Source organism: uncultured Pseudomonas sp., assembly GCF_913777995.1.
In the GTDB taxonomy this organism is placed as follows: Bacteria; Pseudomonadota; Gammaproteobacteria; order Pseudomonadales; family Pseudomonadaceae; genus Aquipseudomonas.
Genome location: NZ_CAJYVE010000010.1, coordinates 373,721 through 397,522, shown reverse-complemented (window position 1 = coordinate 397,522; position 23,802 = coordinate 373,721). Strand labels below are relative to the sequence as shown.

The 23,802-nt window shown below is 63.2% G+C and carries 21 protein-coding genes, 1 pseudogene and 1 riboswitch; of the genes and pseudogenes, 11 read left to right on the top strand and 11 right to left on the bottom strand.

Translation table 11 applies throughout. The features are described 5' to 3' along the window. Positions 1-35: 35 nt before the first annotated feature. Both QZ497_RS04620 and QZ497_RS04615 read right to left on the bottom strand, forming a co-directional pair. The gene (locus QZ497_RS04620; protein WP_295471478.1) at positions 36-257 is read right to left on the bottom strand and encodes a hypothetical protein; all 222 of its coding nucleotides are present in this window, start codon (positions 255-257) and stop codon (positions 36-38) included. A 124-nt stretch (positions 258-381) separates the two neighbouring features. Beyond that, positions 382-1,551, bottom strand: coding sequence for a 1-acyl-sn-glycerol-3-phosphate acyltransferase (locus QZ497_RS04615; RefSeq protein ID WP_295471477.1), 1,170 nt, complete (start codon positions 1,549-1,551; stop codon positions 382-384). Between the two features lie 136 nt (positions 1,552-1,687). On the opposite strand from QZ497_RS04615, the gene QZ497_RS04610 reads away from it, so the two are divergent. Genes QZ497_RS04610 through QZ497_RS04600 form a run of 3 tightly spaced genes read left to right on the top strand, consistent with a single transcriptional unit; the run spans position 1,688 to position 2,755 of the window. Beyond that, the gene (locus tag QZ497_RS04610) at positions 1,688-1,870 is read left to right on the top strand and encodes a CPXCG motif-containing cysteine-rich protein (protein WP_295471475.1); all 183 of its coding nucleotides are present in this window, start codon (positions 1,688-1,690) and stop codon (positions 1,868-1,870) included. Next, complete coding sequence (locus QZ497_RS04605) at positions 1,870-2,130, top strand: DUF2007 domain-containing protein (RefSeq protein WP_295471474.1); 261 nt, start codon at positions 1,870-1,872, stop codon at positions 2,128-2,130. Before QZ497_RS04610 ends, QZ497_RS04605 begins: the two co-directional genes overlap by 1 nt. A gap of 1 nt (position 2,131) precedes the next feature. Then, positions 2,132-2,755, top strand: coding sequence for an SOS response-associated peptidase (locus QZ497_RS04600; RefSeq protein ID WP_295471473.1), 624 nt, complete (start codon positions 2,132-2,134; stop codon positions 2,753-2,755). Positions 2,756-3,020: 265 nt separating this feature from the next. On the opposite strand, the gene QZ497_RS04595 is transcribed toward QZ497_RS04600, so the two are convergent. After that, the gene (locus QZ497_RS04595; RefSeq protein ID WP_295471471.1) at positions 3,021-5,159 is read right to left on the bottom strand and encodes a methyl-accepting chemotaxis protein; all 2,139 of its coding nucleotides are present in this window, start codon (positions 5,157-5,159) and stop codon (positions 3,021-3,023) included. 223 nt (positions 5,160-5,382) lie between these two features. On the opposite strand from QZ497_RS04595, the gene QZ497_RS04590 reads away from it, so the two are divergent. Continuing rightward, positions 5,383-6,201, top strand: a complete 819-nt coding sequence (locus QZ497_RS04590; RefSeq protein ID WP_295471469.1) for a M48 family metallopeptidase — start codon at positions 5,383-5,385, stop codon at positions 6,199-6,201. 42 nt (positions 6,202-6,243) lie between these two features. Here QZ497_RS04590 and QZ497_RS04585 read toward each other — a convergent pair whose 3' ends face one another. The 3 genes from QZ497_RS04585 to QZ497_RS04575 form a co-directional block, all read right to left on the bottom strand. Continuing rightward, positions 6,244-6,828, bottom strand: a complete 585-nt coding sequence (locus tag QZ497_RS04585) for a TMEM165/GDT1 family protein (protein ID WP_295471467.1) — start codon at positions 6,826-6,828, stop codon at positions 6,244-6,246. Between the two features lie 15 nt (positions 6,829-6,843). Then, positions 6,844-7,038: riboswitch (yybP-ykoY riboswitch) on the bottom strand. Positions 7,039-7,077: 39 nt separating this feature from the next. Next, positions 7,078-8,076, bottom strand: a complete 999-nt coding sequence (locus tag QZ497_RS04580; RefSeq protein WP_295471466.1) for a class I SAM-dependent methyltransferase — start codon at positions 8,074-8,076, stop codon at positions 7,078-7,080. Between the two features lie 60 nt (positions 8,077-8,136). Beyond that, a complete protein-coding gene (locus QZ497_RS04575) occupies positions 8,137-9,102 on the bottom strand; it encodes a 2-hydroxyacid dehydrogenase (RefSeq protein WP_295471464.1) in 966 nt (321 codons plus the stop codon). Positions 9,103-9,215: 113 nt separating this feature from the next. On the opposite strand from QZ497_RS04575, the gene QZ497_RS04570 reads away from it, so the two are divergent. The 4 genes from QZ497_RS04570 to QZ497_RS04555 all read left to right on the top strand — a co-directional run bounded on the left by QZ497_RS04570 (position 9,216) and on the right by QZ497_RS04555 (position 15,347). Then, entirely contained in the window at positions 9,216-9,845 is a 630-nt protein-coding gene (locus QZ497_RS04570) for a LysE family transporter (protein WP_295471462.1), read from the top strand. Between the two features lie 146 nt (positions 9,846-9,991). Then, entirely contained in the window at positions 9,992-11,674 is a 1,683-nt protein-coding gene (locus QZ497_RS04565; protein ID WP_295471460.1) for a fatty acid--CoA ligase, read from the top strand. 345 nt (positions 11,675-12,019) lie between these two features. After that, positions 12,020-13,957 (top strand): DUF1302 domain-containing protein, encoded by a 1,938-nt coding sequence (locus QZ497_RS04560; RefSeq protein ID WP_295471458.1) that lies wholly within the window; start codon positions 12,020-12,022, stop codon positions 13,955-13,957. Positions 13,958-13,982: 25 nt separating this feature from the next. After that, entirely contained in the window at positions 13,983-15,347 is a 1,365-nt protein-coding gene (locus QZ497_RS04555) for a DUF1329 domain-containing protein (protein ID WP_295471456.1), read from the top strand. 26 nt (positions 15,348-15,373) lie between these two features. On the opposite strand, the gene QZ497_RS04550 is transcribed toward QZ497_RS04555, so the two are convergent. Then, a complete protein-coding gene (locus QZ497_RS04550; RefSeq protein WP_295471455.1) occupies positions 15,374-16,543 on the bottom strand; it encodes an HD-GYP domain-containing protein in 1,170 nt (389 codons plus the stop codon). Positions 16,544-16,987: 444 nt separating this feature from the next. Here QZ497_RS04550 and QZ497_RS04545 point away from each other — a divergent pair, with 444 nt between their 5' ends. Then, positions 16,988-17,698 carry an OmpA family protein gene (locus tag QZ497_RS04545; RefSeq protein WP_295471453.1) on the top strand — a complete coding sequence of 237 codons (711 nt, stop codon included), beginning with the start codon at positions 16,988-16,990 and terminating at the stop codon, positions 17,696-17,698. A 64-nt stretch (positions 17,699-17,762) separates the two neighbouring features. Here QZ497_RS04545 and QZ497_RS04540 read toward each other — a convergent pair whose 3' ends face one another. From QZ497_RS04540 to QZ497_RS04530, 3 genes and pseudogenes are all read right to left on the bottom strand, one after another. Beyond that, positions 17,763-18,665, bottom strand: coding sequence for an acyltransferase (locus tag QZ497_RS04540; protein WP_295471451.1), 903 nt, complete (start codon positions 18,663-18,665; stop codon positions 17,763-17,765). Positions 18,666-18,723: 58 nt separating this feature from the next. Continuing rightward, positions 18,724-20,814, bottom strand: coding sequence for a phosphate acetyltransferase (pta, locus tag QZ497_RS04535; RefSeq protein ID WP_295471449.1), 2,091 nt, complete (start codon positions 20,812-20,814; stop codon positions 18,724-18,726). Between the two features lie 88 nt (positions 20,815-20,902). Continuing rightward, a pseudogene (locus tag QZ497_RS04530) lies at positions 20,903-21,254 on the bottom strand (DUF3565 domain-containing protein). Here QZ497_RS04530 and QZ497_RS04525 point away from each other — a divergent pair. Both QZ497_RS04525 and QZ497_RS04520 read left to right on the top strand, forming a co-directional pair. Beyond that, positions 21,223-21,708 (top strand): peptidylprolyl isomerase, encoded by a 486-nt coding sequence (locus tag QZ497_RS04525; RefSeq protein WP_295471447.1) that lies wholly within the window; start codon positions 21,223-21,225, stop codon positions 21,706-21,708. The pseudogene QZ497_RS04530 and the gene QZ497_RS04525 sit on opposite strands and share 32 nt — an antisense overlap. Positions 21,709-21,906: 198 nt before the next feature. Further along, on the top strand, positions 21,907-22,389 hold the full coding sequence (locus QZ497_RS04520; RefSeq protein WP_295471445.1) for a glutathione peroxidase: 483 nt from the start codon (positions 21,907-21,909) through the stop codon (positions 22,387-22,389). A 39-nt stretch (positions 22,390-22,428) separates the two neighbouring features. Here the strand turns inward: QZ497_RS04520 and QZ497_RS04515 are convergent, their stop codons facing one another. After that, positions 22,429-23,601, bottom strand: coding sequence for a glycosyltransferase family 1 protein (locus tag QZ497_RS04515; protein ID WP_295471443.1), 1,173 nt, complete (start codon positions 23,599-23,601; stop codon positions 22,429-22,431). Positions 23,602-23,802 lie beyond the last annotated feature (201 nt).

Below are 23,802 nucleotides of genomic sequence, written 5' to 3'. Positions count from 1 at the left end.
GGGGCCGGGCTTTTTCATGGGGCTGTGTTTTTGCCTCAATGGCTTTTTGCGCCAGCCAGGGCCACGGAAAAATCCAGGAAGCTCAGGCCGGTCTGCGGGTCCTGCTCGGGCAGGTCATGGTGCTGATGGCCGCCGAGGGCGCAGTACACCAGCCAGCGGTGATCGTGGACGTTGAAGGCCAGGCCGTCGATGAGCTCTTGTTGTTCATCGCTCTGGGCGATGTGGTAGAGGCGGTCCTGATTGTTGGCGTGCAGCATGTCGACTCCAGAATGTGCGGGCAATCCCTGCAAAATGCCCGGCCGGCGCATGCGCGGGCCGGGCGTCCTTTTGAAGGGCCATACAATGCCCTGCCTGGATGACGATATGGTGACGACGCCGTGCTCAGGGCAGTGCCAGACCAGCCTTGAGCCGGTACTGGTTGCGCACCGGGGTCGCGTACTGCTGGATCATGTAGGGGCGGTGCTCGGGCGGGCAGCCGGCCAGGCGGGTTTCCCATTCGTTCCGGGCCTTTTCCAGCTCCTCGGCGCCGAACAGTTCGCTGGCCTGCGGCACCTGTAGCTGCGGGTCGGCCTCGCTCCACTGCGCCCAGGCCAGGTAGTGCACCGGGAACAACCGATAACCGGTGAGAATCTGCCGGTCAATTTCCGCAGCCAGCTGCTTGGTGTCTTCGAACTGCTCGGTGACCGGCGGGGCGAAGTTCACGTGCACCCGGCCCTTGTAGCCGGTGATGCCCAGGGCGATGCTGATATCGTCCTCGCCTGGCGTCTTGGCGTAGCCGCCGGTGGTGGCACGGATGTACAGCTCGCGGGCCTTGGCCTGGTCACAAGGGTCGTATTCGTAGCTGATCGAAACCGGAATGAGGTTCAGCGAACGGATCACGTCGCCGAACGGCTCGTCCTTGCGGCTCATGTGGAACATCTTGAGGATCGCCGACTCGGTGCGGTCGTCGCCATCCTTGGCCCGGCCCTCGGCCTGGGCGATCCAGATCGACTGCCCGTCGCGGGTGATCGAGTGGTTGATGTAGGCCGACAACAGTTGGTAGGCGGCCATCTTCTCGCGGCGCCCGCTGATCGAACGGTGCACGATGAAGCTCTTGTTCAGGCGCATCAGGTCGCTGACGAAAGGCTTCTGCAACAGGTTGTCGCCAATCGCGATACGTGGCGTGGGCAGGCCGGCGTGGTACACCGCGTAGTTGACGAACGCCGGGTCCATCACGATATCGCGGTGGTTGGCGAGGAACAGGTAGGCGGTGCCAGACTTGAGCTGCTCGACACCGGCATAGGTCACGCCATCGGTGGCGCGTTCGATGGTGTGATCGACGTAGAACTCGATCTTGTCCTGCAAGGTGGCTACCGAGTCGATCCCGGCGAACTCCTTGCGCAGCTTGCGCGCCAGCGCCGGCTGCAGGAACCAGCCGAACGAACGGGCCAGGCGCGGAAAGCGGAACTTGGTCAGGGTAGCGAGGAAAGCCTTGTCACTGAGCAGGCGCGCCAGAACGGCTGGCACTTCCGCGTCGTCATAAGGCCGGATGGCATCGAATTCGCCCATCATGCTCTCTTGTAGGGGGTCTAAAACAGGTAATGAAAAGGCTGGTCTGAATTAAACGGATACCAGAATCCGGGTTCAGTAAAAAGAACCGGCCTTCGAACAGTGGCCGATTATACGCAAAACTCAAGGAGCCGACCCGATGCAGGAACTACAGGAATACGATTGTCCCTATTGCGGCGAACCCGTCGAGGCGGTTTTGGACCTCTCCGCCGGAGATCAGACCTACATTGAAGATTGCCCGGTGTGCTGTCGGCCGATCGTTTTCGACCTGCGTACCGATGGCGAGCAATGGACGCTGGACGTACGTAGCGAGAACGAGTGATGCAACGTATCTATGAGCCTGAACACCTGCATGAAGGCGAGCTGTTGCTGGGGATGCTGGCCAGCGAAGGCATCCAGGCACACCTGGTCGGCCGCGACCTGCTGGGCGCGGTCGGTCACCTGCCGGTCAGCGGCCTGCTGGGCATCGTGGTGGATGACGAGCAGGTCGAGCGCGCGCTGGCGCTGATCAGCGCGTACAATGCCGCCTTGCCTGTGGACGGCGACGAGCCGGACAGTATTCCCGACGTGCTGGTGTGTTGAGATGTGTGGACGTTATGCCCTGTTTCGCTGGAACCGGGAATTTGCCGGGCTGCCGGGGTTTCCCCCCGACCAGCAGGCGCAATGGAACATTTCCCCGGCGCAGTGGGTGTTGATGCTGCGTGCCGATGAGCAGGGCAACCGCAGCCTGGCGCGTGCCCGCTGGGGGCTGACCCCGGCCTGGCTGACCGACCTGTCGCGCACGCCGGCCCATGCCCGCGCCGAAACCCTCGCCGAACAGCCGATGTTCCGCGACGCGTTTCGTCAGCGGCGCTGCCTGTTGCCTGCCAATGGCTTCTACGAGTGGCGCGGCAATGCCCGCAAGCAACCTTTCTGGCTGACCCCTGGCGAAGGCTCGTCGCTGTTCTTCGCCGGCCTCTGGGAAAGCTACCCGGTGCAGGAACAGAACTGGCTGAGCGTGGCGGTGGTCACCCAGGCGGTGCTGACTCAGCGCCGTCCGCTGATCCTCGATGAAGAAGGCCAGCGCCTGTGGCTTGACCCTCAGACGCCCGAGCATGTCCTGCAGGGACTGCTGGCCTCACGGCAGATGCAACTGCGTGAGCGCCCCCTGGCCAACCTCATCAACGACCCGACCCTCGATGGCCCGGAGTGCCTGACGCCGGCCTAGTCGCGGCTAAAGCCAATACAGGTCAATTAAGAGCTCTTCGGCTGTCGTTGGAGCGAGCTTGCTCGCGAAGAGGCCGGCAAAGTCACTGCATCTGCTGTGAACAGGCGGTCACTTCGCGGCTGAAGCCGCTCCTACCCGGCCTAACTGACTTTTGTTGAGCGAGCTTGCTCGCGAAGAGGCCGGCAAACCTCATGCATCTGTTGTGAACGTGACGCAGCCATCGCGAGCAAGCTCGCCCCAACGGCCTAACTGACCCGTATTGGGCCTAGACCTTGAACTGGTTGATCAGCCGCCTCTGCTGCTCGGCCAGGCGGGTCAGCTCGGCGCTGGCCTGGCTGGCCTCGTCGGCACCACTGGCCACCTGGCCGGCGACCTGGCCAATGCTGATGACGTTGCGGTTGATGTCTTCGGCCACCGCACTCTGCTCCTCGGCAGCGCTGGCGATCTGCGTGTTCATTTCGTTGATCACCGATACCGCCTGGGTGATGCTGTTCAGCGCTTCTGCCGCCTGTGCGGCGTGATCGACGCTTTCGTCGGTGCGTGCCTGGCTGTCCTGCATGACCTGCACCACCTGCCGGGTGCCGGATTGCAGTTGCTGGATCATGGTCTGGATTTCCTGGGTCGCCTGCTGGGTCTTCTGCGCCAGGTTGCGCACCTCGTCGGCGACCACCGCGAAACCACGGCCCTGTTCGCCGGCGCGTGCGGCTTCGATGGCGGCGTTGAGGGCCAGCAGGTTGGTCTGTTCGGCGATGCTGCGGATGGTGGTGAGGATCGCATCGATGCTCTCGCTGTCGCGCGAGAGGTTCTGCACCACCTCCACCGCCCGGCCAATCTCCCTGGCCAGGCTGCCGATGGAGTCTGAGGTGATCTGCACGATGCCCATGCCTTCGCTGGCCGCGCTGTCGGCGTTGTTGGCAGCCTGCGCGGCCTTGGTGGCATTGAGTGCGACATCCTGGGCCGTCGCGGTCATTTCCTGCACGGCGGTGGCGACCTGGTCGATTTCCGCCAGTTGCCGCTGTACGCCCTGGTTGGTGCGAATGGCGATATCGGCTGTGTGCTCCGAGGAGTCGCTGACTTTCTGCACCGAGCTGACCACCTGGCTGATCATGGTCTGCAGCTTGCCGAGGAAGGTGTTGAAGCCGGTAGCGATCTTGCCCAGTTCATCGGCGCGGTCGCTGTGCAGGCGGCGTGTCAGGTCACCTTCGCCCTGGGCGATGTCATCGAGCATGGCGACCATCTGCTTGAGTGGTCGGGCAATGCCCCGGGCGGCCAGCCAGATCACCAGCAGGCCGATGGCCGCGATCAGCAGCCCGACCAGGCTCATGCCGAGGATGTCGCTGCGGCGCTGAGCCTGCAGGTCGTTCTGCAGTTTCTCCTGGTCGGCCATCACCGCGCTGAGTGGCAGTTGCATCATCAAGGTCCAGCGAGCGCTGGTGCTGCCCAGGGTGAAAGGCATGTACACCTCGATGTGGCCGTGCTCTTCGTCCAGGTCGTAGCTGACCTGGTCGTTGGACAGCTTGGCGAGGTTGGCGATCTCGTTGGCGTCGAACAGGCTGCTGGCCTTCTGGCCGAGCTTGCTCTTGTCCTTGGTATAGGCCACCAGGCCGCCATTGCTGGCGATCAGGGCGATTTCACCGGCACCGTTGTAAAGACCCTGATCGGCCTTCTCCAGCATGTCCTGGATGAAATCCACTGAAAGGTCGGCACCGGCAATGCCCTGGAACTGGCCGTTGACCATGATCGGCGCAATGAACGAGGCCAGCATCACGGTGCGGTTGCCGATGGGGTAGGGCGCCGGGTCGACCACGCAGCCCTTGCCGGTTTCCTTGGCGCACATATAGAACTCGTTGGCGCGCACACCGGTTGGCAGCAGGGCACTGTTGTCCAGATCGGTGACCTTGTTCAGCTCGACGCTGCCATCGTCGTTGCGGTACCACAACGGAATGAAGCGTCCGTCGGTGTCAATGCCAGGGTATTCACGGTCGGTATACGCCGCGTCGTTGTGCAGCAGGCCATTGCGTTCCCAACTGATGTAGCTGTCGATCAGCCGTGGATTCTTCTCAAGGGCATCGCGGGTCAGGGTGATGAGGGCTTCGCGGCTCATTTCCAGTTGCGCACGGCCCTGTTTGTCAGGGGTTCCGGCCAGGGCGTTGACCTGTGCCAGGTTGGCGGCGATCTGCAGCGGTGTCTCCAGTTCGCGGCGTATAGCCTGGGCCTGGCTGTGGGCCAGGGCCTCGAGGCGTTGCCTGACCGCCAGCTCCGACTGCTCTCGGGTGCGCTGCTCGACCAGTGCCTGCGTCCGTGCTCCGGAATACAGGGCGTAACTGATGAACGCTACGGCCACACCCAGCACGACGGCGCCGGCGAGAAAGGCGATGGAGAACTGGATCGACTTGAATTTCATACCCGCTCCCTGGAAAAAAGGACGCTGTGCCTTAAGCGCTATCGCCCAGTGGGCGGAAATCATTAGGCCTATTCATGCACCTTTTACCGAGTTGATCTGACAGTTTGGCGGGCAGGGAACCAGTGGGCGGGGAGAAGAGACAAATACGGCAATTGGCCGGTATCTGGCGCGCCAGCGTATCGCGGCCTAGGATGAGCGCCACGTGAGTAAGGAGAACCCAGTAATGCGTCAGACTTTTGCCATGTGTGCCTTGGGCGCCGCCCTGCTGCTTGCCGGTTGCCAGGCGGTGAATACCACCGGCGGCGATTCGGTCGGTGTAGAGCGCAAACAGTACATGTTCAGCATGTTGTCTACCGATGAGGTGAACAAGATGTACGCGCAGTCCTACCAGGAGACGGTAGGCGAGGCGTCGAGCAAGGGTGTGCTGGACACCACCAGCAACGATGCCAAGCGAGTGCATGCCATCGCCGACCGGCTGATCGGTCAGGCACCGAAGCTGCGCCCGGATTCGGCGCAGTGGCAGTGGGAAGTCAACCTGATCAAGAGCGACGAGCTCAACGCCAACTGCGGACCAGGCGGCAAGATCATCTTCTATACCGGGCTGATCGATACCCTGAAACTGACCGACGATGAAATCGCCGCCGTGATGGGGCATGAAATCGCCCACGCCCTGCGCGAGCACGGTCGTGAGGCGATGTCCAAGGCCTACGGCGTGGCGATGGCCAAACAGGGCGCCGGTGCGCTGTTCGGCCTGGGGCAGGACAGCCTGGCGCTGGCCGATACCGTGGTCAACTACAGCATGACCCTGCCCAACAGCCGCAGCAACGAGAACGAAGCCGACCTGCTGGGGCTGGAGCTGGCCGCGCGTGCCGGTTACAACCCCAATGCAGCGATCACTCTGTGGAAGAAGATGAGCGCGCAGAGCGAGGGTTCGCCCCCCGAGTTCATGAGCACTCACCCGGCTTCGGACAGCCGTATCGCCTCCTTGCAGGCGGCGATTCCGAAAGTCATGCCGCTGTACGAAAAAGCCAAAAAATCCTGATCCACGACCAAGGCGTGGCGCCGGCCACGCCTTTTCCGGCCGTTACAGCCAGCCGCTGACCTGCATGGCCTTGTACACCGCCACCAGGGCCATGACGAAGAAGGCCGTGGCTGCCAGGCGGCGAATCAATGTCAGTGGCAGTTTCTCGGCAGCGAAGTTGCCAGCCAGCACCACCGGCACGTTGGCGATCAGCATGCCGAGGGTGGTGCCGAGGATGACCAGCCACAGGTAGCTGTACTGGGCGGCGAGCATCACCGTGGCGACCTGGGTCTTGTCCCCGATTTCGGCGATGAAGAAGGCGATCAGGGTGGTCATGAACGGACCGAACTGGCGCTTGGTGCTGGCCTCGTCATCATCCATCTTGTCCGGCACCAGGGTCCACAGCGCCGTGGCGGTGAAGCTGGCGGCGAGGATCCAGTGCAGCACGGCATCCGAGAAGAACTGGCTGAACCAGGCTCCGACGGCACCGGCGGCAGCGTGGTTGGCCAGGGTCGCAGCGACGATGCCGGCAATGATCGGCCAGGGCTTGCGGAAGCGGGCCGCCAGGATCAGTGCGAGCAATTGGGTTTTGTCGCCGATTTCAGCGAGCGCCACGATGGCGGTAGGGACGAGCAGGGATTCCAGCATCAGGGGTTCCAGAGGGCGGGTCGACACGGCTAATGACACGTACAACCTCCCCGCCCTGGGTAAGGATGTGCGTGTCATAGGTCTTGTCAAACCGCTGATCCGTCTGAGGCGGATTCTGGGTCGCACGCACCATGGTCTGCGGACCAAGTATGTTGATGCATGCCGGACGAGCTGAGCGCTCGTGGGAGACTACTCCCCTAGGACGGAGCGGATTCTGCCTAGCCGTTTCGCTTTGGGCAAGCGTTTATTTCATCCGCGCACGGCACTGTAGATCCTGAAGCCGTTACCTTCCGCCAGGGTCTGGCAAGCGCCCACATGCGCCTCGATGAGCGGTTGGTAACGCAGGAAACTATTCGCCACAAGGCGAAGTTCGCCGCCTTTTTTCAGATGTTCTCTGGCTTTTTTCAGCAGGTTTTCCGATGCCTGATAGTTGGTGTGAACCCCGGTATGGAACGGTGGGTTACTCAGGATGACCTGCAGCCCGGCGGGGGCGGCGTCGATGCCGTCACCGGTGATGACCTGGGCCTGCAAGCCGTTGGCGGCGAGGGTCAGTGTGCTGCTGGCAGTGGCGAAGGCGTCGACGTCGAGCATCACCACCTCGCTCTGCGGGCTGCGACGCTTGATGGCGGCTCCCAGCACGCCCGCGCCGCAGCCGAAGTCCAGCAGGGTGCCAGCGGGCAGGCCGTCCAGGTTTTCGAGCAGCAGTGCAGTGCCGCGGTCAAGCCGTCCATGACTGAACACGCCGGGCAGGCTGACCACTTGCAGCGGGCCGTCGGCCAGGGGCACTTCGTAAGTGCGTGCCAGGCTTTGCAACGGCCGTGCTTGCGGAGCCTGCTCCACACCGACCAGCCAGAGCTGGCAGTGCCGCGCGCTGTCGAGCTTGCGCGGCTTGCCGAACGGATGCAATTGCTTGGAAGCGGCTTCGATTCCGCCGCGTTTTTCGCCGACCAGGAAGAGTTGACGACCCTGCAGCCGTGCCGCCAGGGCATTGAGCAGGTAGTCGGCAAGGTCGCGCGCCTTGGGCAGGAACAAGACCGCGGCATCGAAATCGCCAGCAGGTGGCTCGACACCGAAATGCGTCCGTCCGGCGAAGCGAGCTTCAAGCGCGGCATGGTCACCGGCATGCCAGGACCAGCCGCAGGCGTCGGGCAGCTGGCCCATCAGGTCGTCGGCCGGCAACCCGGCCAGCAGTACCTTGCCTTGAAACCGCTCGGCCTGGCGGAGAATCACTTCACTGCGCGGGTCCATGTCCTGACTCCTGGAAAAAAGGGCGCAGTTTAGCAGGGGCGTCAGGGCGAGCTACAGGCTTCACGCCACGACGCGCAGCGGCGAGCCTGCGAAGAACTGCCGGGCATTCTCGGCGGTCTGCGCGACGATGCGCTGCCGCGCTTCTCGGGCGCCCCAGGCGCTGTGCGGAGTGACGATCAGCCGTGGGATGTCGGCAGCTAGCAACGGGTTGCCGTTCACCGGTGGCTCGACGCTCAGCACGTCGGTGGCCGCACCGCCCAAATGGCCGTTGCGCAGCGCGTCGGCCAGGGCCTGTTCTTCGATCAGCCCGCCACGTGCAGTGTTAACGACCAGCGCATGCGGCTTGAGCAGCGCCAGCTCGCGAGCACCGAGCATGTGGCGGGTCTGCTCGTTGAGCGGGCAGTGCAGGGTCAGGGCATCGACCTGTGGCAGCAGTTCTTCCAGGGGCAGGCGGTCGGCCCGTGCCGGACGGCCTGGCACCTGGCCGAGCAGCACGCGCATGCCGAAGGCTTCGGCCAGCCGCGCCACGGCACCGCCCAGCTCGCCATGGCCGAGCAGGCCCAGCGTCTTGCCTTGCAGCTCGACGATCGGGAAATCCAGCAGGCAGAACTGCGTCGACTGCTGCCAGCGACCTTGCCGGACGGCCTGCTGGTAATCCGGCAGGCGAGTGGCCAGGGCCAGCAGCAGGGTCAGGGTGTGCTGGGCAACCGAGGGGGTGCCGTAGCCCTGGCAGTTGCACACCGTTACCCCGTGTTCGCGGGCCGAGACCAGGTCGACATTGTTGGTGCCTGTGGCGGTGACCAGCACCAGCTTGAGCTGCGGGCAGGCGGCGAAGGTCTGGGCATCGATCACCACTTTGTTGGTGATCGCCACTTGCGCGCCCTGCAGGTGCTCGACCACTTGCTCGGTCGAGGTGCTGGCGTGCAAGGTCAGCTCGGTGAAGCTGTCACGCAGGACGCCGAGGTCGAGGTCGCCCAGGTCGAGGGAGGAATAGTCCAGAAAAACGGCGCTGCCAGCGTGTTTCATCAGCTGTACCTTTTTTGTTGATCGATGAAGTTGTAAGGTGATGTGTCGTTTTTCTACCACATACCGTCCGTCGCCGAGGCGGTTTTTGTCGATCTGCCTCGCTGGAGCGCACCATGTACTGGGCCGAGTTTCTCACTGTCGCCTTGATTCACCTGCTCGCCGTGGCCAGTCCGGGGCCGGACTTCGCCGTGGTGGTGCGTGAAAGCGTGGCGCATGGCCGCAAGGCCGGGACCTGGGCCGCGCTCGGAGTCGGTTCGGCGATCTTCCTGCACGTCGGTTACTCGCTGCTGGGCATCGGCATCATCGTTTCCCAGTCCATCGTATTGTTCAATGCGCTGAAATGGGCGGCCGCCGCCTATCTGCTGTACATCGGCATCAAGGCCCTGCGTGCCCGGCCGGCCGAGGCGCGCGCCCAGGAGCCCGAGGCCGCGAGTGTCGAGCGCTCGGCGCGTGGTGCGTACGTCAGCGGCTTCGTGACCAACGGCCTGAACCCCAAGGCCACGCTGTTTTTCCTGTCGCTGTTCACCGTGGTCATCGACCCGCATACCCCGCTGATGGTGCAAGCCGGCTATGGCCTGTACCTCGCCGCCGCCACGGCGCTGTGGTTCTGCCTGGTGGCGCGCCTGTTCAGCCAGGCGCGGGTACGTGCCGGTTTCGCACGTATGGGCCATTGGTTCGATCGCGCGATGGGTGGCGTACTGGTTGCCCTGGGCGTGAAACTGGCGTTCACCCAGGCCAACTGAAGCCAATGCGGCGCGCCGGGCAATGGCTGCGCCGGCTTTTTACCGCCGTCTGCCTGCCTGCCCGTGCTTTGCCCGATGCCACTGGCGAGAGTGCCCTGCTGCGTCCATAGTTGAGCTTCGCCTGTGAACTCTGGAAAGGGACTCTTATGTTGCAGACTCGCGTTCTGGCGCCGGCCGAAGGCGCCTACCGGTATCCACTGTTGATCAAAAGCCTGCTGGTTTCCGGCAGCCGCTATGAAAGAACCCGCGAGATCGTTTACCGCGACGCAGTCCGCTATACCTACCCCACCCTCAATGAACGGGTGCGACGGCTGGCCAACGTCCTGAGCGAGGCGGGAGTCAAGGCCGGCGACACCGTGGCGGTCATGGACTGGGACAGCCATCGCTACCTGGAATGCATGTTCGCCATCCCCATGATCGGCGCCGTGGTGCACACCATCAACGTGCGCCTGTCCCCGGAGCAGATCGTCTACACCATGAACCACGCCGAAGACCGCTTCGTGCTGGTCAACGGCGAGTTCGCGGCGCTGTACAACGGCATCGCCGGGCACCTGACCACGGTACAGAAGACCCTGCTGCTCACCGACACCCCCGAACAGCCTGCAGAGCTGCCCGGCCTGGTCGGTGAATACGAGGCGCTGCTGGCAGCGGCCAGCCCCGAGTACGACTTTCCGGACTTCGACGAGCACTCGGTCGCCACCACCTTCTACACCACCGGCACCACCGGCAACCCCAAGGGCGTGTACTTCACCCACCGGCAGCTGGTGCTGCACACCCTGGGCGTGGCGACCATCATGGGCAGCGTCGAAAGCGAGCGGCTGCTGGGTGCCGATGATGTCTACATGCCGATCACCCCGATGTTCCACGTGCATGCCTGGGGCATGCCGTATGCGGCAACCATGCTGGGCATCAAGCAGGTCTACCCGGGTCGTTACGACCCGGAAATGCTGGTACAGCTGTGGGAACGGGAAAAGGTCACCTTCTCGCACTGCGTACCCACCATCCTGCAGATGCTGCTCAACGCCAAGTCGGCCAAGGACAAGGACTTCGGCGGCTGGAAGATCATCATTGGCGGCAGCTCGCTGAACCGCAGCCTGTACCTGGCGGCCAAGGCCAAGGGCATCCACCTCACTGCCGCCTACGGCATGTCGGAAACCGGGCCGCTGATCTCCGTGGCGCACATGTGCGAGGAACTGCTCAGCAGCAGCGACGACGAACGCATTCGCTACCGCATCAAGGCCGGCGTGCCCGGCATGCTGGTGGAGGCAGCCATCGTCGATACGCAAGGCAACTTCCTGCCGGCCGATGGCCAGACCCAGGGAGAGCTGGTGTTGCGCGCGCCGTGGCTGACCGAAAGCTATTTCCGTGAGCCGGAAAAGGGCCGAGAACTGTGGGCCGGTGGCTGGCTGCATACCGGTGATGTGGCGACCCTCGACGGCCTGGGCTTCATCGACATCCGTGACCGTATCAAGGATGTGATCAAGACCGGCGGCGAGTGGTTGTCGTCCCTGGCCCTGGAAGACCTGTGCAGCCGGCACCCGGCAGTGCGCGAGGTGGCGGTGGTCGGCATCCCCGACCCGCAATGGGGCGAGCGGCCTTTCGCGCTGATCGTGCCACATGAAGGGCAGCGGCTCGATGCGGCGGCGCTCAAGGTGCACCTCACGCCATTCGTCGAGCAGGGGCACATCAACAAGTGGGCGATCCCGCAGCAGATCGCCGTGGTCAGCGAAATACCCAAGACCAGTGTCGGCAAGCTGGACAAAAAGCGCATGCGCCTGGACATCGCCGAGTGGCAAAGCAGTAACAGCGCGTTGTTGTCCCATCTGTGAGGTCTCGCCGCCATGCCCACGGGCATGGCGGATTGCCCTGTGTACCGGCCGGCCCCGAGGCTTGCCAATTCGTCAAAACCAGCCATCCTCCCCCCGTGCCTGTCACGCGGTCGGGCAGCAGTGGGCTGGCCAGAACGTCTGACGTTGTAACGCATGCTTACAATTTTAAAAGGAGCGATACAGACTGCTGGCTATAGTCGGCACAGGGACCTGGCACCGTGCGCTGCGTCGTGTTGGAGCACACGTCGCATCTTCCAAGCGTCGCCACTCGGTTTCACTTGATCGATCGAGTCGTATTCGAGCGTCCCGTCTGCCATAAAAATAAAAGCACATGGAGTAGCTTAAATGACTACAGCAATCCCTTTCTGGCGCCGGGCCCGGTTGCCCCTGGCGGTCAGTCTCGCATCGTCTCTCGCCGGCCCTGCCTTCGGTGTCAGTTTCAACATCGGTGAGGTGGAAGGCAGCTTCGACTCGTCGCTGTCGATCGGCGCCAGCTGGTCCACTGCCAGTCCCAACAAGAACCTGATCGGTGCCAACAACGGCGGCCGTGGCCTGTCGCAGACCTCAGACGACAGCCACCTGAACTTCAAGCGTGGCGAGACCTTTTCCAAGGTCTTCAAGGGCATCCACGACCTGGAACTCAAGTACGGCGATACCGGCGTGTTCCTGCGCGGCAAGTACTGGTACGACTTCGAACTCAAGGACGAAGGACGGCCGTTCAAGGACATCAGCGACGCCAACCGCAAGGAAGGCGCCAAATCGTCCGGTGCGCAGTTGCTCGATGCCTTCATCTACCACCGCTATTCGATCGGTGACGAGCCGGGCAACGTGCGCTTCGGCAAGCAGGTCATCAGCTGGGGCGAGAGCACCTTCATCGGTGGCGGTATCAACAGCGTCAACCCCATCGACGTTTCCGCGTTCCGCCGGCCAGGCTCCGAGGTCAAGGAAGGGCTGATTCCGGTCAACATGTTCTACCTGTCCCAGGGCATTACCCAGGACCTGTCGGTCGAAGGTTTCTACCAGCTGGAGTGGGACCAGACAGTGGTGGACAACTGCGGCACCTTCTTCTCCCAGCCAGACGTCATTGCCGATGGCTGCAACAACAACCTGGCGGTGTTGCGCAACCAGCAGGGCCTCAACGCAGCCCTGGCCGGCGCCGGCCTGCCGGCAGCGGCCCGTGGCGCGGTGTTCAACTCCCTGGCGCAGCAGGGCGTGCTGTTCGGCTCGCCGGATGAAGGCGCCATCGTGCGTCGCGGCCCGGATCGTGATGCGCGGGACAGCGGCCAGTTCGGCTTCGCCATGCGCTACAACTTCGCACCGCTGAACACCGAGTTCGGCGCCTACATGATGAATTACCACAGCCGTGCGCCAATCTTCAGCGGCCGTGGCGCGCCGGCGTCGGCCTTCAGCCCGGCAGGCCTGGTCGGTTCTCTGGTGCGCAACGGCATCCCGGCGGCCACCGCCACCGCGTTGGCGCCGACCCTGCTGCCTGTCGTGGTGGCCGGCAACTCCAGCTACTACGTGGAGTACCCCGAAGACATCCGCCTCTACGGTCTGAGTTTCTCCACCACGCTGCCCACCGGCACGGCGTGGAGCGGCGAGATCAGCTACCGGCCCAACGCGCCGGTGCAGATCAACACCACTGACATCCTGTATTCCGGCCTGTCGCCGTTGAACCCCAACGTCTCGGTACTCACCGGCCTGCCCAATACCGATCAGCAGGGCTACCGGCGCAAGGAAATCACCCAGCTGCAGACCACCTTCACGCACTTCTTCGACCAGGTGATGGGCGCCGAGCGCATGACCCTGGTGGGTGAGATCGGCTGGACCCACGTCGGTGGCCTGGAAAGCACCTCCAAGATCCGCTACGGCCGTGATCCGGTCTATGGTCCAGGCCCACTGCCCGGCGGGCAGTGCGTGGCGCTCAACGCCGGGACCCTGACCGGCGCGGCGCAGAACAACCTGAGCCGCTACTGCGAGAACGACGGCTTCACCACCAGCGATTCCTGGGGCTATCGCGCACGCGCCATCTGGGACTACAACAACGTCTTCGCTGGGGTCAATCTGCGGCCCAGCGTGGCCTGGTCGCATGACGTGAAGGGGTATTCCCCAGGCCCTGGCGGCAACTTCGAAGAAGGTCGCAAGGCCGTCAGTCTCGGGCTGGATGCCGAGTACCAGAACACCTACACCGCGAGCCTTTCCTACACCAACTTCTTCGATGGCAAGTACACGACGGTCGATGACCGCGACTTCGTGGCGCTGAGCTTTGGCGTGAACTTCTAATAATCGGTTTTTCAGGACGACGAACATGAATATGACCAAGGGTCTGTTGCGAGCCGGTGTACTGGGTCTGTCGATGCTGGCCAGTGGGGTGATGGCAGCGGTGTCGGAATCCGAGGCGGCAAAACTGGGGGCGGCGCTGACGCCCATGGGCGCGGAGAAGGCCGGCAACGCCGATAACAGCATTCCGGCCTGGAGCCCGATGCCGAAGAATGCCGGGGCGGTGGATAGCAAGGGGTTCCTCGCCAACCCGTATGCCAGCGAGAAGCCGCTGTTCATCATTACCGCGAGCAATGTGGAGCAGTACAAGGACAAGCTGGCGCCGGGGCAGTACGCGATGTTCAAGCGCTACCCGCAAAGCTACCGGATTCCGGTGTATCCCGGGCATCGCGGGGCGACCGTGCCGGACAGCGTGCTGGCCGCCATCAAGCGCAACGCGGTGAATGCCCGGCTGGTAGCCGGTGGCAACGGCCTGGAGAACTTCGAGACCGCCATCCCGTTCCCGATTCCGGCCAATGGCGTGGAGGTGATCTGGAACCACATCACCCGCTATCGCGGCGGTACGGTCAAGCGCCTGGTTACCCAGGCCACACCGCAACCCAACGGTTCGTATTCCATCGTCAAGTTCAGCGACCAGTTCGTGTTCCGCGACCGTATGAAGGACTACGACCCGAAGAACCCCGGAAACATCCTGTTCTACTTCAAGCAGCAGGTCACCGCGCCAGCACGCCTGGCCGGCGGTGTGCTGCTGGTCCATGAAACCATCGACCAGGTCAAGGAACCGCGTTCGGCGTGGGTCTACAACGCCGGCCAGCGTCGCGTACGCCGCGCCCCGGAAGTGTCCTACGACGGGCCGGGCACCGCGTCGGACGGCACCCGTACCTCCGACAACCTCGACATGTACAACGGCGCTCCGGATCGCTACGACTGGAAACTGGTGGGCAAGCAGGAGATGTACATCGCCTCCAACAGCCACAAGCTCGACGACACCTCGCTCAAGTACGACGACGTCATCAAGGCCGGGCACATCAACCAGGACCTGACTCGCTACGAGTTGCGCCGTGTCTGGCACGTGACCGCCACCCTCAAGTCTGGCCAGCGGCATATCTATGCCAAGCGCGACTTCTTCATCGACGAAGACACCTGGCAGGCAGCGGTGATCGACCACTACGATGGTCGCGGCCAGCTGTGGCGGGTGGCCGAGGCCCACTCGGTCAACTACTACGACAAGCAGGTGCCGTGGTACGTGATCGAAACCCTCTACGACCTGCAGTCGGGGCGCTACATGGCACTGGGCATGAAGAACGAGGAGGCGCGTGCCTACGAGTTCGACTTCAATGCCAGCAGCAGTGATTTCACCCCTAATGCCCTGCGCCAGGAAGGCGTGCGCTGAAGGTTGAGCGAGCCCGCGCCGTCGGTTCAGACGGCGCAGGCTCCGGCCCAGAGTTCATTGTAGTTCTCGATACCCCATTGCTCGGGTGACTCGATCCTGACGATGCTGTCCGTGTCCTGGGCCTTGCCCAGGTGCAGGGTGCGGTGTTCGAGCGGGCGCCGGGTACGTGCCGACATGATGACCTTGACCTTTGGCGTGAGCAGCGAGTGCTCGCTCTGTTCCATGACCACCGCCAGGCGTTCGCTTTCCAGGCGCACCAGGGCACCGATCGGGTAGATACCCACGGTCTTGACGAAGTGCTGGAACACCTGGTCGTCGAAGTGGCCTTTCCAGCCGGCCATCTCCCGGATGGCCCGGGCCGCGCACCAGGCTTTCTTGTAGGGCCGGTCGGAGGTCACCGCGTCATACACGTCGCAGACCGCACCCATCCTGGCGAAGATGCTGATCTCGTCGCCGACCAGACCGTGGGGGTAGCCGCTGCCATCGAATTTCTCGTGATGGTGCAGGCATACGTCCAGCGCGGCACGGGTCACCCGGCAGGTTTCCTGAAGGATCTTCAGCCCGGCTTCAGGGTGAGACTTCATGGCCTGGAACTCGTCATCGGTCAGGCGCCCGGGTTTGTTGAGAATCTCCGGGTCCATCATCATCTTGCCCACGTCGTGCATCAGGCCGGCGACGCCCGCATCGCGCACCTGTTCTTCGTCAAGGCCCATGCGCCGGGCGAGGGCGACCATCAGCGCGCAGACCGCCACCGAATGCATGTAGGTGTATTCGTCGGAGCTCTTGAGCCGTGACAGGCTGATCAGTGCATGGGGGTGGCGCATGATCGAACTGGCAATTTCGTCGACCAGCAGCCCGATATCTTCGACATTCATCGCGCGGCCCATCTTGGCCTCGTCGAACATGGCCATCACCAACTGCCTGGCCCGGCCGCATATCTGCCGGGCGCGCTGCAGCTCCTTTTCCAGGCTGGTCGGCGCCGTATCGCCAGCTGGCGGAGCATCGGGCGCCTTGCCGCGACTGATATCGATCCACAGCTCACGCAGGCCCGAGTGGCGAATACGCTGCAGCACCTGTGTGTCGTTCAATTGGGATTCGATCTGGGCGATCCAGAAAGGATCGTCGTCCCAGGGGCGGCAGAATTCGTGAATGTGCATCCCTAACGCGAGTTCGGACACCATTATTTTTCTTAGCATGTCGGGTCACCCTGTTTGTTCGTACGGGCGTCCTTTGCCGCATGGTGCAGTAGATGGGTAAAGCGACATCGTCCGAGCCTGTTCTGGCGTCTGAACGATGAACAGCGCAAGCGAATCAGTGATCGCTTTTTGCCAGTATAGAGGGAAGTTCGTTACTGGGAATGACAGCGTGAAAACGTCAAAACCTTGCTGTCCCGGCTTTGTCTTCGCCAATCAACGACTTGTAAAGTTGCGGATATATGGCGCCAAAAAGCGGTGAAAAATATTTCATCGACGAACATCTTCCACCCTTCGCCGCGGGCACTATGATCACCCTGCATCGAGTTACGCAGGCCGTTCGGGTCAGCTTTCGGCGGCTGCGGCAACTGGCCTGAGGCCGGAATTAATTGCCGTCTTCGCGTTCCAACGGTCAATAAAGCGTTCGTAGAAAACCAGGAGCATTTCATGTTGACCACGCCCCGTCTGATCATCGCAGCCACTGCCGTGGCCTTGCTGGCCGGCTGCGCATCGCCCAATCCCTATGACAACCAGGGGGGATATGGCGGCCAGGAACAGCAGGGCATGAGCCGCACCGCCAAATATGGCGGGCTGGGCGCCCTGGCCGGTGCCGTGGCCGGCGCCGCCATCGATCACAACCACCGCGGCAAAGGCGCCCTGATCGGTGCTGCCGTAGCCGGTGCGGCATCCGCCGGTTATGGCTACTACGCCGACCGCCAGGAGGCCGCGCTGCGTGCCAAGATGGCCAACACGGGTGTCGAGGTGCAGCGCCAGGGTGACCAGATCAAGCTCATCATGCCGGGCAACATCACCTTCGCCACCGACTCTTCGGCGATTGCCAGCAGCTTCTATGCGCCGCTGAACAATCTCGCCTCGTCACTCAAGCAGTTCAACCAGAACAACATCGAGATCGTCGGCTATACCGACAGCACTGGCAGCCGCCAGCACAACATGGACCTGTCCCAGCAGCGTGCGCAGAGCGTGGCGACCTACCTGACGTCCCAGGGCGTCGATCCGACCCACCTGTCGGTACGCGGCGCCGGCCCCGATTCGCCAATCGCCAGCAACGCCGATGTGAACGGCCGCGCGCAGAACCGCCGTGTCGAGGTCAACCTCAAGCCGATTCCGGGCCAGCAGTACGATCAGTACCAGCAGTAAGCGACCGGAAAGCAAAAAAAGGGGCGGCCACTGGCCGCCCTTTTTTTGCGTGATACCGCAGTGTTCAGCGCTCGCCGTACTGCGCCTGCATCTGCTCCAGCAGGCGATCCTTCTCTTCCCACGCCTCGTTGATCCAGGCCTGGAAGGCCTGGCGATAGTCCGCGTCCTGGTCATAGCTCTTGCCGATGAACCCGGCCGGAATGCGTACCTCCTCGAAGTGTGCCACCACCTGGCCGACCCGGCCGCACAGCAGGTCCCAGTAACCCGGCCGTCCTTTGGGATAGTGCAGGGTCACGTTGACGATCGATTCCAGCTGCTCGCCCATCGCATCCAGCACAAAGGCGATACCACCGGCCTTGGGCTTGAGCAGGTGGCGAAACGGCGATTGCTGCTCGGCATGCTTTTCCGGGGTGAAGCGTGTGCCTTCGGCGAAGTTGAAGATCGCCACAGGCTTGTCGCGAAAACGCGCGCAGGTGCGGCGTGTGGTTTCCAGGTCCTTGCCACGCTTTTCCGGGTGCTTGGCCAGGTAGGCCTTGGAGTAGCGCTTCATGAACGGAAAGCCCAGCGCCCACCAGGCCAGGCCGATCACCGGCACCCAGATCAGTTCCTGCTTGAGGAAGAATTTCAGGGGGCGGATACGTCGGTTCAGCAGGTATTGCAGCACCATGATGTCCACCCAGCTCTGGTGGTTGCTGGTCACCAGGTAGGAGTGCTGGTAATCGAGTTGCTCCAGGCCGGTGATGTGCCAGCGGGTGCCGCTCAGCAGGCGGATCCAGGCATTGTTGTTGCCGATCCAGGTTTCCTGGATCAGATTCATGATCGCGTCGAACAGGCGCTGCGCAGCCTTGAAGGGCAGGCACAGCTTGAGCAGTGTCACCACGAACAGCGGCAGGCAGCACGCGAGCGTATTGAGCCCCAGCAACAGCGCGGCGAGGACGCCGCGCAGGGGAGCAGGCAGGAAAGCCATGGCAGGGAATAACTCCAGGTGAAATGGGGGGCCGGGACCGATCGGCACCCCCTGTTTATCAGAGCAATGTGTCGGCTTGAATCGCGGTCAGGGCGATGGTGTGCACGATATCGTCGACCTGGGCACCGCGTGGCAGGTCGTTCACCGGCTTGCGCAGGCCCTGCAGCATCGGGCCAAGGGTGACGCAGTCGGCGCTGCGCTGCACCGCCTTGTAGGTGGTGTTGCCGGTGTTCAGGTCGGGGAACACGAATACCGTTGCGCGACCGGCCACCTGGCTGTGCGGCGCCAGTTGGCGGGCGTCATTCTCGTTGGCGGCGGCATCGTACTGCAATGGACCATCGATCAACAGCCCCCGGCGTGCTTCACGGGCCTGCTGCGTGGCCTCGCGGACCTTCTCCACTTCCTCGTCGTTGTCCGCATGGCCGCTGGAGTAGCTGATCATCGCCACCCGCGGGGTGATGCCGAACGTCTCGGCCGAGTCGGCGCTCTGCAGGGCAATTTCCGCCAGCTCGGCCGCACTGGGGTGCGGGTTCATGATGCAGTCGCCGTACACCAGCACCTGCTCGGGAAACAGCATGAAGAACACCGAAGACACCAGGCTGCAACCCGGCGCGGTCTTGATCAGCTGCAAGGCCGGGCGAATGGTGTTGGCCATGGAGTGCACCAGGCCCGACACCAGCCCGTCGACTTCATCCAGGGCCAGCATCATGGTGCCGATCACCACCGGGTCTTCCAGTTGCTGCTCGGCCATCGGCGCATTGAGGCTTTTGCTCTTGCGCAGTTTGACCATGGGTTCGACATAGCGCTGGCGGATCAGGTCCGGGTCGAGGATTTCCAGGCCCGGCGGCAGCACGATGGCCTGAGCCTTGGCCACGGCGTGGACTTCCTCCGGCTTGGCCAGCAGCACGCAGCGGGCGATGCCGCGCGCCTGGCAGATGGCGGCGGCCTGGATGATCAGCGGCTCGGCGCCTTCGGGCAGGACGATGCGCTTCTGGCTGGCCTGGGCCCGCTGGATCAGCTGGTAGCGGAATACCGCAGGCGACAGGCGCAGCTCTCGCGGTGTGCCGCAACGCTGGTGCAGCCATTCTGCGTCCAGGTGGCCGGCGACGAAATCGGTGATGATCTCGGCTCGCTCGCGGTCGTCGATGGGGATTTCCTTGTTCAGCTGGTTGAGGCGGTTGGCCGTGTCATAGGTGCCGGTATTCACGGCCAGCACGGGCAGGCCGGCCTGCAGGGCGCCCCGGCACAGTTCCATGATGCGTGGGTCGGGCGAGATGTCGCTGGTCAGCAGCAGGCCGGCCAGCGGTACGCCGTTCATGGTCGCCAGGCTGACCGCGAGGATGATGTCGTCACGGTCGCCTGGGGTTACCACCAGCACGCCCGGCTTGAGCAGATGCACCGTGTTCACCAGGGTGCGTGCGCAGATGATGATCTTGGTCATGCGCCGCTGTTCATAGTCGCCGGCGTTGAGCACCTGGGCGTCCATCAGCTCGGCTACATCGCGGGTGCGCGGGGCATTCAGGTCGGCCTGGTAGGGGATGCAGCCCAGCAGGCGGAAGTCGCCGCTGCGCAGCAGTGGCGAGTGTTCCTTAAGCCGCGCGGCGAAGTCCTGCATGCTCTCTTCGGTGCGCACCTTGTTGAGGATCACCCCCAGCACCTTCGGGTCCTTGGGGCCGCCGAACATCTGCGCCTGCAGTTCCACGCGCCCGGACAACTCGGTGAGTACTTCGTTTTCCGGTGCCGAAACCAGGATCACCTCGGCATCCAGGCTCTTAGCCAGATGCAGGTTGACCCGCGCCGCATAGCTGGCGTGGCGGGTAGGGACCATGCCTTCGACGATCACCACGTCGTTGCCGGCGGCGGCCTGTTGATACAGGCGTACGATTTCTTCGAGCAGTTCATCGAGTTCACCCTCGCCGAGCATGCGCTCTACATGGGACAGCGCCAGCGGACTGGGTGGCTTCAGGCCATGCGTGCGCGCCACCAGTTCGGTCGAGCGTTCCGGCCCGGTATCGCCCGGGTGAGGCTGGGCGATGGGCTTGAAGAAGCCGACCTTGAGCCCGGCGTGTTCCAGTGTACGAACCAGGCCGAGGCTGATGGAGGTCAGGCCAACGCCGAAATCCGTGGGCGCGATGAAAAAAGTCTGCATGCGGGCTTCCGAATTGAGCAGTGCAAGGGTCGTGGCACAAGAACGGACCGTGACCGGTGAGTGAGTCGGCGCCGTCTGTCGCGGCGCTTCACGAAGCGCCAAGACTATCGCCATCGGGGGGCTGTGCGCACCATCCGCAGTGAAACGGCAGGCCGATTTTTTTCGCCCGCTGCCCGGGGTCCAGCACCCAGGCCCGGGATTGCCAGGGTGGCTGATGGCGCAGATGTTGGGTATGGCCGCAAGACAGTATGGCGACCCAGTGGCCTTCTTCGTCCTGGCGCCAGCCGGTCAGTGTGGTGATGTGCGGTGTCGTGTTCATGGATTCACCTGTCGGTGTTCCGTTAGCTTTCGCGGCATGGCTTGGTTAGACTTGGGCGTTCATTCATATCAAGCAAAGGTCTTGTCCCCATGCCTATCGCTGCCAAAAAGGCTGTCTCCATTGACTATACCCTGACCAACGATGCTGGTGAGGTCATCGACAGCTCGTCCGGCGGCGCGCCGCTGGTCTACCTGCATGGCGCCAGCAACATCATCCCGGGTCTGGAAAAGGCCCTGGAAGGCAAGGACGTCGGTGACGAGCTGAGCGTTTCCATCGAGCCGGAAGATGCCTACGGCGAATACTCCGCCGAGCTGGTCAGCACCCTGAACCGCAGCATGTTCGAAGGTGTCGACGAGCTGGAAGTCGGCATGCAGTTCCATGCCTCCGCGCCAGACGGCCAGATGCAGATCGTCACCATCCGCGACCTGGACGGCGACGACGTGACCGTCGACGGCAACCACCCGCTGGCTGGCCAGCGCCTGAACTTCAAGGTCAAGGTCGTCAACATCCGTGACGCCAGCGATGAAGAAGTTGCCCATGGCCACGTCCATGGCGAAGGTGGCCATCATCATTGATCCGGGCTGCTAAGCTCAGGTGACCGCAGCGGCTGTTACGGATTCGGCCTTTCTGTCGAAACCGCGCAGCCCTGAGGCGTCCGGGTGGTCCTGCTTTCAGGCAGGCCGCCGGGCGCTTTTTTTTGCGGTACTGCCGAGGGTTGGTCGGGAGGCGGGCTGGCAATGACGCCCGTGACGGACTGTACAAGGGGGTGACCGATGAGTGCGTTTCATGAAATGACCCTTCAAGGGCTCGATGGGCAGCCGCTGCCCCTGGCGCCGTTCAAGGACAAGGTGGTGCTGGTGGTCAACGTGGCCTCCAAGTGTGGCCTCACGCCACAGTATGCAGCGCTCGAGTCGCTCTACGAGCGCTACAAGGACAAGGGCTTCGTGGTCCTGGGCCTGCCATGCAACCAGTTTGCCGGTCAGGAGCCGGGGTCCGAAGCCGAGATCCAGTCGTTCTGCTCCTTGAACTACGGGGTGACCTTTCCCATGGGCGAGAAGCTGGAAGTCAACGGCGCGCATCGCCATCCGTTGTACCGTTTGCTGGCCGGTGAGGGCGCCGAGTTTCCCGGTGATATCACCTGGAACTTCGAGAAGTTTCTGGTGGCCCGCAACGGTGCGGTCATCGCGCGGTTTTCGCCGCGTACCCTGCCGGACGATCCGGCGGTCATCCAGGCCATCGAAAAAGCGCTGGCCTGATCTCGCGGGCTGAAGCTTGTCGCTGCCGGGGCCGCTGGCTCAGGACAGCGACTTGACCGGTAGCCCGACCTCCTGCGGGCAGACCTCCCGCAATTGCCGTTCGAACTGATCGATGATGAGGTTCCAGCCCTGGCGGCTGGCATGTTGGCGTGCGTTGAGCCGGACCCGGCGCAGCGTTTCGCTGTCTTCCAGCAGCCAGCGTGCCGCGTCGATGAACGCCTCGGCATCGCCTGGCATGGCCAGCGCACCGTTATGGCCATGGCGAATGTGCTGGCCAGCGGCTGCCTCATCGTAGGCCACCACCGCCAGTCCGGAGGCCAGGGCCTCCAGAACCACGTTGCCGAAGGTTTCGGTGAGGCTGGGGAACAGGAACAGGTCTCCCGAGGCGTAGTGGCTGGCCAGCACCTCGCCGCGTTGCGAGCCGCAGAACACCGCATTGGGCAGTTGCTGTTCCAAGGCGTTGCGTTGCGGTCCGTCGCCGACTATCACCAGTCGCAGACGCTGCTGCGGATAGCTGTGCTGCAGCGCTTCGAAACAGGTCTTGAGCAGGCTCAGGTTCTTTTCCGCCGCCAGCCGACCGACATGCAGCACGGCAATCTCGTCGTCGCCCACCCCCCAACTGGCGCGCAGCGCCTGAGAGCGGCGGCTGGGATTGAACAGCTGGCTGTCCACGCCGCGTGACAACAGCTCGATGCGCTCGAAGCCACGCCGTTCCAGTTCGAGTTTCTGGCTGACGCTGGGCACTAGAGTGAAACGTGAGCGGTTATGGAACCAGCGCAGGTAATGGGTCAGCAGGCGGGTGATGAAACCCATGCCGTACTGCTGGGTGTATTGCGGAAAGTTGGTGTGGAAGCCGCTGATCACCGCAATGCCCAGACGCCGCGCCGCGCGCAATGCCGCCAGGCCCAGCGGCCCTTCGGTGGCGATGTACAGCACATCGGGGCGCCGCCGTTGCCAGCGCCTGAGCAGCTTGTGCATGGAGATCTGGCCCCACTGCAGGTCCGGGTAGCCGGGAATCGGCCAGCCACGGCAGAGCATCAGCTCCTCCGGCACGGTAGGCGCCGCCTCGCCGTTCTGCCGTGGCCGCACCAACTCCACCTTGTGGCCCCGCTGACGCAAGCCCTCACACAGGCGCCCGAGGGTATTGGCCACGCCATTGATCTCGGGGGCATAGGTTTCGGTGACCAGGGTGACATGCAGGAATGTGCTCATGAACCCCAGTGTCGAGGCCGCAGATTGCCGTTGCGTGAGGGTTTTGTGACGGGTTTGTGATGCTTGCGCGGGCTGGAACTATGGGCTTTTTGTAATGAGGCTGCCCGTTTGGTTCCGAGGTGTTCGTAAGAAACTTCTGAGATCTACGAATTCCCTCATTTGGGTGTTGATAGAAGTAACTTTCTGAATAACGTCGGTGGC

Coding starts and splice junctions, on each gene's coding strand:
- QZ497_RS04620 (WP_295471478.1), bottom strand. CDS start 257: ATGCTGCACGCCAACAATCAGGACCGCCTCTACCACATCGCCCAGAGC.
- QZ497_RS04615 (WP_295471477.1), bottom strand. CDS start 1,551: ATGATGGGCGAATTCGATGCCATCCGGCCTTATGACGACGCGGAAGTG.
- QZ497_RS04610 (WP_295471475.1), top strand. CDS start 1,688: ATGCAGGAACTACAGGAATACGATTGTCCCTATTGCGGCGAACCCGTC.
- QZ497_RS04605 (WP_295471474.1), top strand. CDS start 1,870: ATGCAACGTATCTATGAGCCTGAACACCTGCATGAAGGCGAGCTGTTG.
- QZ497_RS04600 (WP_295471473.1), top strand. CDS start 2,132: ATGTGTGGACGTTATGCCCTGTTTCGCTGGAACCGGGAATTTGCCGGG.
- QZ497_RS04595 (WP_295471471.1), bottom strand. CDS start 5,159: ATGAAATTCAAGTCGATCCAGTTCTCCATCGCCTTTCTCGCCGGCGCC.
- QZ497_RS04590 (WP_295471469.1), top strand. CDS start 5,383: ATGCGTCAGACTTTTGCCATGTGTGCCTTGGGCGCCGCCCTGCTGCTT.
- QZ497_RS04585 (WP_295471467.1), bottom strand. CDS start 6,828: ATGCTGGAATCCCTGCTCGTCCCTACCGCCATCGTGGCGCTCGCTGAA.
- QZ497_RS04580 (WP_295471466.1), bottom strand. CDS start 8,076: ATGGACCCGCGCAGTGAAGTGATTCTCCGCCAGGCCGAGCGGTTTCAA.
- QZ497_RS04575 (WP_295471464.1), bottom strand. CDS start 9,102: ATGAAACACGCTGGCAGCGCCGTTTTTCTGGACTATTCCTCCCTCGAC.
- QZ497_RS04570 (WP_295471462.1), top strand. CDS start 9,216: ATGTACTGGGCCGAGTTTCTCACTGTCGCCTTGATTCACCTGCTCGCC.
- QZ497_RS04565 (WP_295471460.1), top strand. CDS start 9,992: ATGTTGCAGACTCGCGTTCTGGCGCCGGCCGAAGGCGCCTACCGGTAT.
- QZ497_RS04560 (WP_295471458.1), top strand. CDS start 12,020: ATGACTACAGCAATCCCTTTCTGGCGCCGGGCCCGGTTGCCCCTGGCG.
- QZ497_RS04555 (WP_295471456.1), top strand. CDS start 13,983: ATGAATATGACCAAGGGTCTGTTGCGAGCCGGTGTACTGGGTCTGTCG.
- QZ497_RS04550 (WP_295471455.1), bottom strand. CDS start 16,543: ATGCTAAGAAAAATAATGGTGTCCGAACTCGCGTTAGGGATGCACATT.
- QZ497_RS04545 (WP_295471453.1), top strand. CDS start 16,988: ATGTTGACCACGCCCCGTCTGATCATCGCAGCCACTGCCGTGGCCTTG.
- QZ497_RS04540 (WP_295471451.1), bottom strand. CDS start 18,665: ATGGCTTTCCTGCCTGCTCCCCTGCGCGGCGTCCTCGCCGCGCTGTTG.
- pta (WP_295471449.1), bottom strand. CDS start 20,814: ATGCAGACTTTTTTCATCGCGCCCACGGATTTCGGCGTTGGCCTGACC.
- QZ497_RS04525 (WP_295471447.1), top strand. CDS start 21,223: ATGCCTATCGCTGCCAAAAAGGCTGTCTCCATTGACTATACCCTGACC.
- QZ497_RS04520 (WP_295471445.1), top strand. CDS start 21,907: ATGAGTGCGTTTCATGAAATGACCCTTCAAGGGCTCGATGGGCAGCCG.
- QZ497_RS04515 (WP_295471443.1), bottom strand. CDS start 23,601: ATGAGCACATTCCTGCATGTCACCCTGGTCACCGAAACCTATGCCCCC.